Genomic DNA, 11702 nt, shown 5'->3' with positions numbered 1-11702 from the left:
CGCCGTCAGCCGAGCCCGCCCGCCGACCGAGTTCCACACCGCCGACCGCCGCGCCACACTTCCTGCGACAGAACCGAATTACTCGATCGCCCACAATACGGCCGCGGCCGCGAAACCCACCGCGTTCGCGACGCCCCTCAGTGACTACATATGGCTACACACTCGACCTGAACAGTCGCGACTGTCGATGGCGTCGCGGTGGGTCGGGCGTCGATGGAGTCCGGTTCGAGCTGTTTCCGCAGCTGTCGCCGCAGCCTCGCGTTGCGGCGGAACGACAGGCGGGCGACGAACTGGCCCATGCGCAGATCACGCTCGCGCTGCTGAGGTCCGGTCTGCGGTGTGGTCAGCTCCAGGCCGAAAAAGTACGGCATCACGTCGGTCGCTCCTGGTCATCGGATGGCCCCACTCGGGGCGCCGTCACCTGAACGTCGAAGCGGATCCCGCGTTTCTCGACACCATCCGCAATCACTTTCGACGCCGTACACGGACAGATGAGCACTCGCCGCACGACCAGCGGCGACCCCGGCGTCCCAGCTCGAGCCTCGCTCCATCGATCAGCACGTGCAACGCTCAGGCCGTTGAACGGTATCCGCTCATGCCGCGAGTCGCGCCCTCGTGTGCGCCCGCTGACTGCCAACGACGTCACAGTCGGTCACGTCAGTTCGTCAGCTCAGTGGCGTTCGGTAGAGAACCTCGACGTACACGATGTCGTCGTGCAGCACGTCGAGGATGAGGCAACCGGGCCACGGCGGTTCGAGGCTGACATTGCGGTGGCCGTTGCCGTAGGCGCCAGCCGGTTTCGGCTGGGTGTAGAAGCTCTGGCAGAAGTCGTCTGCGCAGCCGCAGACCTCGACGATGCGCAGTTGCTCGACCTGGTCTGTCAGCCGATCCTCGCCGTGCGCGTTAAGGGCCGCGGCGAGCTCGGTCGTGAAGATGGGCCAAGTTGTACACAGCAACGGTGCCTGGGCTGGCTGGTTGTCCACGAGCGCGCAGGCTATCCGCTCGACCTTCCCCAGGGCACACTCATTTGCCGCCGTGCGCGTGCTGGTGCATGTCGGTCTGTACGGCCCGACGGCTCGCCGGTACCGTTCGGCCGTATCTCCCGACGCCGAACGGCGCGACCGCCTCCTCACGCCGTACCGCAGCCGCGTTGCCGGCTAAGAAGGCGTGTCGGAGGACTATCCGCACCGTTGAAGCTGCTGGTGCCGGCAGCTGCTGCAGTCCCGTGACACACCCCGGCCGGGACACCAACCTGCGCCGACATCCTACGTCCCAACGGCCCCCGCAGGCCGGAATGGCACCCCCCGCTTACCCCCCGAAAACCCTAGCTAAGCGTTGACCATCGACGACAAGTGTTGATCAACATATACCCCTGTTTGCGCAGTTCAGTGCTAGGAGTTGACGAATAGTCACAAGCTAGGGACCGTCACGTTCAGTAACTGCGGGTTCTCGACCACAGATGACAAGCCTTGACGAGGTTCAGAACAGGTTGTTGTCGGCTCAATTCGCCTCGGCCGCGGCGCAATCAACGAGCGGGCAGTGATCTCCGCCAGGCCCGCAGCCGCCGACCGGAGCCCCTCGCCTACCAGGGTCCGCGCTTGCGCAGGCTGCATCGATGAAGTTACACCCTCGAGGGTGTAGCGCGATGCCCCCGGGGCGCCCTATCCGACGGCATGCGTTGTGGTGTTGGGCGGCGCTTCGGCACGATGGTGTGATGAGCATCGAGGCGGCCGTCATCGGGCTAGGTACCGCTGTGGTTAAGAGTGCGGTCGGCATCTGGCTCGGAGGCCACGAGATCGTGGCCGGCGCTGCTGACAAGGCGATCGACATCGCCGCCGGTCGTATCAGCGGGCACCGGGATCAGCGACGGTTCAGCCGGACGATGGAGCAGAGCGCAGACACCATCGGCGCGCGCCTCGAGCCCTTCATCCTCAATGAACTCAGGGCACTGGCCACCAATGAGCGCATTGCCGCTGTCGACGCGGTCACCGATACTCTGTCCAGAGTTGCGCTCACTGACCAGGACCTCTTCGCGATCGACCTCGACGCCGGGCGGCTGTTCCGACATGTGCAGCAGGCGGCGCCCGACGCCAAGCAGCGGGCTGGTTTGTCCAGCGACGCAGCGGCACTCTTTGACCTGGTCCTGCGCGAGTCCTGCACCTATGTAATCCAATATCGCACCGTCCTGCCCCAATCGGGTGTGGCCGGGCTGGTCGAGCTGCTGCGCCGCGAAACCGAGCTGCACAAGCTCGTCGAGCAGGCTTTGGATCGCCTGCCGGTCCGGCGCGGTGATGCCGACTTCGAGCGCGACTATCGGCAGCTCGTCGCGAACCGCCTCGATCAGGTTGAATTCTTCGGTGCCACGCTGTCCGATGCCAGCCGCCGGTACCCGCTATCGGTCGCCTACCTGAGCCTGACCGTGTCGTTAGGCTCGACGAGCATAGATCGGCATGCCGACGCCTACGGGCCCAGCAGTGGCGACACCGAGGCAGCATCGCCCGACGCGGCAACTCGCGTACCCGATGTGCTCCGCGCGCACCGAATGCTCTTCGTACGCGGCGAGGCAGGCCTGGGCAAGACGATGCTGCTGCAATGGGTCGCCGTGCAGAGTGCACGTTCAAGTTTCGGGCCGGACCTGGAGGACTGGAACGCCACCGTCCCCTTCTACCTGGCGTTGCGGCACTACGGCAGCACCGAGCTCCCGCCGCCCGAACGGTTCATCGACCACATCGGGCGGCACATCGCTGACGAGATGCCACACAACTGGGTCCACGAGAAGCTGCGATCCGGCAAGGGCGTCGTGCTCGTCGACGGACTCGACGAGCTCAACGCCAAGCGCCGCCACGAGGTCCAGATCTGGCTGCAGGGCTTGACTAAGACCTTTCCCGACGCACGGTACATCGTCACCTCCAGGCCCGCCGCCGCCCCCACCGACTGGCTCGGCTGGCAGCAATTCGCGGTGTGCGACCTAGAACCCATGACTCCCGCCGACATCCGGGAGTTCGTGACACGCTGGCACTCGGCGATGTGCGAGCAGGCCCGCGACGCGGACGAACAGCAACTCCTTACGGACTACCAGCAGGGACTGATCCTGGAACTGGAACGCCGGCACCATCTCCGACGGCTCGCGCGTTTTCCGTTGCTGTGCGCGTTGATCTGCGCGTTGCACCGCGACCGCAACGCCAACCTGCCGTCCAGCCGGATGGAACTGTATGAGGTCGCGCTGCAGATGCTGCTGGAACGCCGCGACACCGAGCGCGGCCTCGAACCCGCACAGGGCATGACCCGGACCGCGAAGACCATGGTGCTACAGGACATCGCCTATTGGCTCATCCGTAACGGCCTGACGGAGGCGCCGACCCGCCGCGTGATCGATCGAATCGCGGCAATCCTGCCGACCCTGTCGATACCGCTTAGCCCTGACGCGGTCTATCGGCACATCCTCGAACGCAGCGGGCTGATTCGCGAACCCGCGCATCGGCACACCGATTTCGTCCACCGCACGTTTCAGGAATATCTGGCGGGCAGGGCCGCTGTCGGGCACGACGACGTCGGCGTCCTGCTGACCAACGCGGGCCACGCGGAGTGGCGCGAGACCATCGTCATGGCAGCCGGCCACGCCAACCTTTCCCAGCGAGCCGAGCTGATGTCCGGCCTCCTCGACGAGGGCGACCAAGCGGCCCGGCGCCGTGAAGGACTGCACCTACTGGCCATCTCCTGTCTGGAGACCGCACCGGAACTCGCACCGGAACTCCGAACGCGAGTCGAGGCCGCCGCTGCCGCACTCATCCCGCCGAAGACAGCGACACAGGCGCGAATCCTCGCCGCTGGTGGCCCATATGTACTCGATCTGCTCTCGAATGTCACCAACCCCGCACCGGCTGAGATCGTGGCGATCATCCGCACTGTCCTCGAGATCGGTGACCCGGCCGGAATCGGGCTGCTCGAACGGTACGTCGGCGTGCGACGCAAGGCCGTGCAGGAGGTGTTGCTCGCCGCCTGGTCCGCCTTTGACGCAGACGAGTACGCGCAACGCATCATCGCGCGACTCGCACCCGAGACCGTACGAGTACTGTCTTTGAACGAGCCAGCGCAAATCGCCGCCGCGGTCCGCGCGGTCGCCGAGACGCAGACCATCGAACTCTCCGCCAATCACATCAGAGAACAACCCGAGATCCTCCGGGCATTATCCGCCGCCACGAGGCCCCTGACGATCCTCTCCCCATCGACCGGACCGTCGCTGACCTGTGCACTTGCCCGCAGCGGTGGCGCCGCACTCGCAGTAGAGCGCTCGACGGCCCAGGCCAATCCACTCCTGGTCGGCGCATTCCTCGACGCCGTCTTCGGCGACCTGTCCACGGCCTTCGAAAAAGGTCAAACCGTGGGGTACACACAATGGTCCAGCCTGGACTGGCCAGCGCCGCTGGGCGGCGGTGCAGGACTGCCGGCGACCGGCGTCTGTGTCAGCGGCATCGAGCGCCTCGGCCCAGGGGTCGCCGCCAGCGGCGCCGAACCACGCTACTTCGCTGTCTTCTCCAGTCCGCACCTCTCGAACATCGACGGCCTTCTGCCGTGGGCGCCGCACCTGCGGGCGGCCGCGTTCGTCGGCTGCCCTAAGGTCAGCCTCCGAGTCCTCCACCACTTCACCCGATGCGAAGCGCTGGTCGTCGACGCCGAGGCCGATCTCGCTGACATAGCCCAGATGACGGCCCTTGAGCGATTGTTCCTGATCGGTCCGGGCACAGCCGACCTGAGCCTGCTACGGAAGGCGCCGCGGCTTCGCATAGTGCACCTCGCCAACCAAGCCAAAGGTCACCGTGCCCTTGGCACCTCGCTGTCATTCCAGGTCGTGCAACGGCAGGCCACGGGCAACTTCTGATGGCCACACGGCACGAGCAAGACGGCCGCCGTCAACCGGCCCGGCGTCGTCGAGGACGTAGGCGTTGATGGCTTCGTCCGTGACAGTCACCAACAAAGTCAGCCGGGACACCGACCTGCGCCGACAGCCCGCGTCCCAACGGCCCCGCAGGCTGAAATGGCCCCCCGTTTACCCCCCGAAAACCCTAGCTAAGCGTTGACCATCGACAACAAGCTTCGACTAACATAGGAGCCCGTTTGCGCAGTTCAGCGCCAAGAATTGACGAACAGCCACAAGCCCGGAGTCGTTACGTTCAGTAACTGCGGGTTCTCGACAACAGATGACAAGCCTTGATGAAGGTTCAGAACAAGGGGTTGTCAACTCAAATCGTCTCTTGCTCGGCCACAGAGCCATGTCGAAGCCAACGGTCGCCGGCCTGTCGCCGCCAGGCCGCAGGGCCGGCACCGTGCGTCTCGAGAGAGCGTACCGCTGAGGGCAAACAACGGGACAAACACGGCGGACGCTACGGTAACGGCGGGGGGAACTCCAGGACTGGTCGCTCGAACAATCACAGGTGTTGCCTGCCACGCTGCTCGGCCGGCGCGCCGACCCGCCGCGCCGACGCCTCACAAGACCAACATCTGCGACAGACAGCAAGCCTCCCGTTCCGGCTGCACAATCACGCCCAGCGCTTAATTAACCATCGTGTAACTGCGATCTTCGTATGCCGACCACCCATGCACGGTTACCTGAACAACGGCCACTCCCTTCCGTCGAGCGCGTCACCAGTCGACGGAAGGGAGTCGACGTGAACTGTCTCGGCGATCAGCAAGCGGCAATGGCCGTCCTTGACGAGGTAGTGGCCTCCGTCGAGCTACACAACATCGTGGTGGTGGTCGTATCCGCACAGCGCGGCACGAGCCTTGTAAGGTGATGCCCGTGACCGACCACGAACGCCTTCCTGGGATGTTCGGGTTCCTCGCGACGCGACTTTCGGTTCATCCGGAGAACGTGGCCACCGAGGGACTGGCTTACGTTCTGCAGAACTCGACGCCCGTGGCGCGTGCCTTCGAGGACTACCTGAGTCGGTGCGCCCGTCTGCCGGCCGGACTGCATTACGTCACCCAGGCCGCCGGCGATGACGGTGCGATTCCAGATCTGGCCGGGATTGCCGGTGATGGCAGCGTTCCGCTCCTCGTCGAGGCGAAGTTCCTGGCCGGGCTCACCGACCACCAACCCGTCAGCTACCTGCAGCGGCTACCGGTCGACCAGCCGGCGATGCTCTTGTTCATCGTTCCCTCGGCGCGCCTGGAGTTACTTTGGACCGAAGTACTGACCCGGTCTGCGGCAGCCGGCCTGGCAGCAATCGACGAACAGGGAAGCGGAGAGTACCGTCACGCCCTGGTCGGTGTGCAGCAGGTGCTCGCCATCACGAGCTGGCGTGTGCTGCTGACGGCGCTCGTTGACGCCGCCATCGCCGCGAACGACCGACCCGCTCGGTCCGATCTCGACCAGTTGCGCGGGTTGTGTGAGCGCATGGACAGCCAGGCGTTCGTCCCTCTGACCGTGCAGGACCTCAGCGGCTCCGTCGCCGTGCGGCTCCTGCAGTACAACGATCTCATCAACCGGACCGTCAAGCGGCTGGTGAACTCCGGGGCCGCGTCGAACACGGCCAGCGATGGCAGCAGCCTTCGTCCCAGCGCCGGGGACGGCTGGCGGGGTCGCTACCTCGCCCTGGCCGGCGTCACCTGCCTGCTCCGCCTCTCCGCCCATTCGTGGGCCACCGGCCGCGCGACGCCGATCTGGTTACAGATCGGCTACCGCGGCAAACCGTCAGCCGCGGTCATCCTCAACGCCATCGGACCACTCCAGGCACAACGAAACCGCGTCTTCGTCCGCGACGGAAACTTCGTAGATGTCGCGATCGACCTTCCGGTCCACGTTGAAATCGACGCGGTCGTGGACAGCATGGTGGAACAGATCAGCCTCGTCGCCAGCTACCTCAAATCTGTACCACGGTCCCTGACCTGATCAGTCTCGCCCAACATGGGCATAGTTGGTTACCTCGGCACGCGGTTGTCCTCGCCGCGGCTGCGCGGGTCTATTTAGCCTGGGGGCAGAACAAGCCAGGTAGACGGCAGGGCGTCCCGTTGGGAAATGGTGCGTGTCAGACCTGCATCCAACACCCCTCCACGAGGTTAGGCCGAGCTAAACCTTCCCAGCCTGACCGCCCCCGGTCGACAGATCGAACCGCTGCGACGACCAGCTCCGTCTGCAGCTGCGCGGGAACCACGTGCACGCCCGCCGAACCGACCGTCGATCTCGCGACGTCCTCGACGGCAGTGAGTCACGGTCGGGTCTCGTCTTGGGCCATGTGGTCGTCGTGGATCACGATGCAGGTGACATCGTGACGTATCTCGATCAACAGATCCCGGCCCTGAACAGGTCCTTGTAGTCCTGCCAGTCCAGATCGATCGCAGCACGGAAGTGTAGTCGTCTCAACCATCCACACCCGGCAAAAAGCAGTTCGCCCGGCAGCCGGCCCTGCTTCCGGTACTGCCGAACGAGCCAAGATACGCGGTCGTGCCAGCGGGTGGCGGCGGCCCGCACCGCTGACCCCAGGGGCCGTACGTCATCTCCTGGCCGTCCGCCGCCCGGCGTCACCCAAAAGAGGGGTGCACGACCTGCGGTTTTCACGCGGATGGGTCGAACCGGTCCTCGTTGGTAGAGCGTGCTGAACGGGACACGCCGAATCAAGGAAGGGCGGTGCGGCATGGCCCGCAACAGACACCGGCGAGGTCGGCCGCGAGCGGGCGGCGATGGCCACCGGAAGGTGTTGTGGCTGGTCAACGGAGTGCTGATTGGGGTTGGCGGAGTCTTCCTGAGCACCGCCTCGGTGTTGGTCACCGCGATCGCCACGGTTGCCGCGGTGGCGATCGCCGTGGCGGTGATCGTAATAACCGGCTGATAACCGCCGGAAAAATCTTGAGCGCGGACTTCACACGGCAGCCCGCGGTCGGTCCTACCAAATAGGGGCCGGCCGAGCGGGGGCCCAACGCCGACGGCCCGGTCCTCCGGTCCCGCAGGCTGTCAGACGTCAACGGAGACGAGATCGGAGGGGCCGTCGGTGGTCCAAGCGAAGAAGGGGTTGTCCCCCGCGGCCCCGGAGCCACATGCCGGGCCGCCACCTGCTGCGTCGCCGTCCTCGATCGACGAGCAGTTCAGGGCCTTCTTCAACAGCCACTACGAGCCGCTGCTGTCCTTCGCCACTTGGTGGGGCAAGAGCTACCACGACGCGGACGAAGCTCTCGGCACGGTCATGGCCCACATTTACGGGCACTGGAGCGAGATCAACAACCCGGTCGCCTACGCGCGACTGGCCGTAACCCGGACTATCCTCAATATCCGCCGGGATCGCCACGACGAACGGGTACGTCGCCGTGCCGAACGACCTGCTACCCGATCAGGCGGAACGATGCCTCGAGCTCGACCTGATGGTCGACGAGCAGTGGGTCGAGGAACTGCTGGAGAGCCTTCCGCCGACCCAGCGGGCCGTCCTGGGCCGGTTCCTACACGGACTGTCGATGAGCGAGATCGCCGCCGAACTTCGCAAGACCGAGTCGACGATCCGGCAGAACCTCAAGCTGGCCCGTGACCGGTTGCGGCCGCTGGTCGACGAGTACGACCGAAGTAGACCCTGCCCGTCCCGCGCGCACACGACGAGGGAGAACAACCGATGAACCGCGACGACTTCGACCGTAACCCGGTGGACGGCGACGAGTTCTTCGGCGAGCTGGCCGACATGATCGAGCTGGTCGACACTATGACCCGGGAGCGGCTCAGCGGCGGGGAACTGGACCGCCGTCGCAAGGAGATCATGAACCGGGTGTGCCGCGCCACGGCCGAACCGGCCGAAGCCAAGCCGCCCGCACCGGCTCCCCGCCCGGCCATCGACGCCACCTTGGCCAGCTGCCGAGTACTGGCGAGTACTGGAAGGCAACACCAGGATCGGGGGGTGGACCACCAGTTGGCCCCCGCCGACCCGCTCGCCGTTGCACCCGAACGGCATGCTCGAAGCCTCGGTGCTCCGTTATCTACGCCCAGCGGTGGCAGCGGCGGCGCTGGCCGACGCCGACCGCTACCGCGACAGTGCGCTGGGCAAGGCCGCCGATATCGTCAAGCAGGCTCAGCAGGAGGCCGACGAACTGCGCGCCGAGGCGCAGCAGATCCTGGACGAAGCACGCCGTATGGCGGCGGCGATGACGGCCGGACGCCCGGACACCGGGGGCCCCACAACCGATGAGCACCCGCCGTCGAGAACGGCTGGCTTTCCTGCCTCGAGCGGCAGTGCGATGCGCGCCGTGGTGCCGACCCGGGCCGCCGGCTCGTGGACGCTGAAGACCCTTCTGTACGACGTCGGCGGATTGGGATCGGACCCGTCTCTGGTGACTGTTGCCGGGACCGGGCGACTCCACTCCGATCTTCAGCTGCTGACGCTGCTGGCCAGTGGCTGGAGCGAGCCGTTGTCCGGGCATCGACCGATTCGGCTGCAGGTTCCGTTCACCTACCAACTCCCCGTCCCGTTGTGGCTGACCTGTCACGGTGACATAGGCGAGGCGGGGGCCGACCTTCTCTCGACCGAGGACCACCCCGCTGCTGCGGTCGTTCTCTGGCAGTGCAAGAGCGCGGCTCTGCCGGATGTCCTTCGGGACCAGTGCCACCCACTGCTACGCACGTCCGACCGCTTGTGGGCCGAGCGGCTACTGCCGGACGGCCGCGAGGTGCTCGCGGCGGCGCTGCTGGGCGAGTGCCACGGCGCCGAATTCGAGCGCGTTGCTCACCTGGTCTGGATGCGTTGTGGTGATCGGCCGGACCGCAGGCAGCCGGGCCGCTCGGGCGGATCCTGGTCCGCGTGGTGGTCGACCCTCATGACCACCAGGGCCGACCACGGGTGGGTGCGCCGCGCCCCCGAGCTGTTTGAGTCGGCGGCCACGTCGCCTCGCGTCGGTGGGCCGCTACCGATTCTCTCGCCGGTCCGCCGTCTGCTGCTCGCGTGCGATGTCGAGGGTTTCGGTCGTGCGGATGCCGGGCTACGCTCGCGCTGGCAACATGCTGTCCGTCAGGTTCTCGGTGACGCCGCCAGCCAGGTCGGCCTGGACAGCAGCCGCTGGCAACGGCACGCCGCCGGTGACGGCGAGCTGGCGATCCTGCCGGTCGGAACATCGTGGCGGGTCGTGTTCGACCAGTTGCTGGGTGCGGTAGACCGGCAGTTGCACGAATACAACCGCTACGCCACCGATGCGGCGCGGCTACGGCTGCGCGTGGCGGTGCACGAAGGAGTCGCCGCCTACACGGCCGACGGCGTCGCTGGGCAGGCGGCCACCGCCGTCACCCGCATGGTCGACGCGCCGCCGCTGAAGCAAGCCCTCAACGCGCATCCGAAGGCCAGCATGGCGGTGGCTGTGTCAGATCCGGTCTATCAAGATGTGAAGCACGGCCGGGACCGGTACATGCGGATCACGATCCCGCAGGCAACGAAGGGGTCACCCGAGGCCGCCGCCTGGGTGTTCGTGCCCGACGGGAACATGCGCTTCCCGGACTGGACGGCCCCCGCATCCGAGACTGCCAACGACCGCTGGCCGGGCCAGACACCACGGCAACGACCACAAGACGAGGTGCAGCTGACCACGTGACCAACAACCAGCACGCGGATACGAGCCGGGTCCGCACCGAGCGGCCCGGCACCTGGCGCGCTTCGCCGTCCGTCCCGGCGACACCGCAGCCCGGCAGCCAGCCTAGCCGTGGGGGCTGGGTCGGCATGCCCGCCGGAACCACGGCCCACTCGTCGTCGACCTGCCGGCCGGCCGCGTGTGTTGCCGTTGTACACGGCGCTGGTGATGATTTTGTTCGGTTTGCGGCAGAATCTGGCGCCTGATGTGCTCGCGGAGGTGTTCGGGTGCGGGTCCACGACCGTGGAGCGGTACCAGGACAAGCTGGAGAGCGGTCACACTGATCGATATGGTTCTTTCACCCCTGTATGAGGAGATCCGGGCGCAGGCGCAGCGGGACGCGGTGCTGGTGGACGGCCTGATGGTGCCGATCGGGGAGCGGGACGGGATCGAGGGCCTGTTCTCCGACAGGAAGGGCTATTGCGGACAGAACTTGCAGGCTGTCGCGACCCTGTCGGGGCGTCTGGGGGATGTCGGCGATCCGTGCCCCCGGCTCGATGCACGACAGCCGGGCGTTCCGGGAATCCGGGATCGCCGCGCGATGGGCACGGCACTACGAGCCGGGCGGTATGGGGATGGTGGGTGACAAAGGGTATCAAGGCACCGGGATCACCACGCTTCGAGCATCGGCGGCGCCGACTCGACCATGGGCCACCTGGTGCAGCGGCGTGGTCTGGAATGTCGTTAGGGCCCCGGCCGTCCGCGCCGGCGTCCAGCAGCACCGCGACGACCTCGGAAGCCGCCATCCCAGCGGCGCTGTGCAACGGCGTGTACGTACGGTAGTTGCCTGCGTCCACGACAGCGCCCGCGGCTATCAACCGAGCCGCCTCGGCGTTGTCGGCTACGAAGGAAGGCGTGTCGGAGGACTGTCCGCACCGTTGAAGCCGCTGGCGCCGGCAGCTGCTGCAGTCCCGTGACACACCCCGGCCCGGGACACCAACCTGCGCCGACATCCAACGTCCCAACGGCCCCCGCAGGCCGGAATGGCACCCCCCGTTTACCCCCCGAAAACCCTAGCTAAGAGGCCGCGCAAATAGGTCAGTGAGGACCGGGCGGGCAGAAGACGGGCACAGGCATCAGTGATCATGAAGGTTCCTACGCCCAATGATCATTGG

The 11702-nt window shown here is 66.4% G+C and carries 8 protein-coding genes; 6 read left to right on the top strand and 2 right to left on the bottom strand.

Annotated features, from left to right (window positions below; translation table 11 throughout):
* Positions 1–137: 137 nt before the first annotated feature.
* Both ACGFI8_RS47485 and ACGFI8_RS47480 read right to left on the bottom strand, forming a co-directional pair.
* Positions 138–371, bottom strand: a complete 234-nt coding sequence (locus tag ACGFI8_RS47485; RefSeq protein ID WP_392815603.1) for a hypothetical protein — start codon at positions 369–371, stop codon at positions 138–140.
* A gap of 294 nt (positions 372–665) precedes the next feature.
* A complete protein-coding gene (locus ACGFI8_RS47480; protein WP_392815601.1) occupies positions 666–983 on the bottom strand; it encodes a hypothetical protein in 318 nt (105 codons plus the stop codon).
* 731 nt (positions 984–1714) lie between these two features.
* On the opposite strand from ACGFI8_RS47480, the gene ACGFI8_RS47475 reads away from it, so the two are divergent.
* The 6 genes from ACGFI8_RS47475 (at position 1715) to ACGFI8_RS47450 (ending at position 11173) form a co-directional block, all read left to right on the top strand.
* Complete coding sequence (locus ACGFI8_RS47475) at positions 1715–4879, top strand: NACHT domain-containing protein (protein WP_392815599.1); 3165 nt, start codon at positions 1715–1717, stop codon at positions 4877–4879.
* 918 nt (positions 4880–5797) lie between these two features.
* Positions 5798–6889: a hypothetical protein gene (locus tag ACGFI8_RS47470; protein ID WP_392815597.1), complete on the top strand. Its 1092-nt coding sequence runs from the start codon at positions 5798–5800 to the stop codon at positions 6887–6889.
* Between the two features lie 742 nt (positions 6890–7631).
* Positions 7632–7826 (top strand): hypothetical protein, encoded by a 195-nt coding sequence (locus tag ACGFI8_RS47465; RefSeq protein ID WP_392815595.1) that lies wholly within the window; start codon positions 7632–7634, stop codon positions 7824–7826.
* Positions 7827–8298: 472 nt separating this feature from the next.
* Complete coding sequence (locus tag ACGFI8_RS47460; RefSeq protein WP_392815593.1) at positions 8299–8598, top strand: RNA polymerase sigma factor; 300 nt, start codon at positions 8299–8301, stop codon at positions 8596–8598.
* Between the two features lie 327 nt (positions 8599–8925).
* The gene (locus ACGFI8_RS47455) at positions 8926–10551 is read left to right on the top strand and encodes a hypothetical protein (protein ID WP_392815591.1); all 1626 of its coding nucleotides are present in this window, start codon (positions 8926–8928) and stop codon (positions 10549–10551) included.
* Positions 10552–10876: 325 nt separating this feature from the next.
* Positions 10877–11173 (top strand): hypothetical protein, encoded by a 297-nt coding sequence (locus ACGFI8_RS47450; protein WP_392815589.1) that lies wholly within the window; start codon positions 10877–10879, stop codon positions 11171–11173.
* Positions 11174–11702 lie beyond the last annotated feature (529 nt).

This window comes from Dactylosporangium sp. NPDC048998 (assembly GCF_043197855.1).
GTDB lineage: Bacteria > Actinomycetota > Actinomycetes > Mycobacteriales > Micromonosporaceae > Dactylosporangium.
This window is presented reverse-complemented; position numbering and strand designations above follow the sequence as displayed.

Excerpts from the sequence above, each read along its gene's own strand:
- ACGFI8_RS47465 (WP_392815595.1), top strand. The coding sequence starts at position 7,632 with ATGGCCCGCAACAGACACCGGCGAGGTCGGCCGCGAGCGGGCGGCGAT.
- ACGFI8_RS47475 (WP_392815599.1), top strand. The coding sequence starts at position 1,715 with ATGAGCATCGAGGCGGCCGTCATCGGGCTAGGTACCGCTGTGGTTAAG.
- ACGFI8_RS47450 (WP_392815589.1), top strand. The coding sequence starts at position 10,877 with ATGGTTCTTTCACCCCTGTATGAGGAGATCCGGGCGCAGGCGCAGCGG.
- ACGFI8_RS47455 (WP_392815591.1), top strand. The coding sequence starts at position 8,926 with ATGCTCGAAGCCTCGGTGCTCCGTTATCTACGCCCAGCGGTGGCAGCG.
- ACGFI8_RS47485 (WP_392815603.1), bottom strand. The coding sequence starts at position 371 with ATGCCGTACTTTTTCGGCCTGGAGCTGACCACACCGCAGACCGGACCT.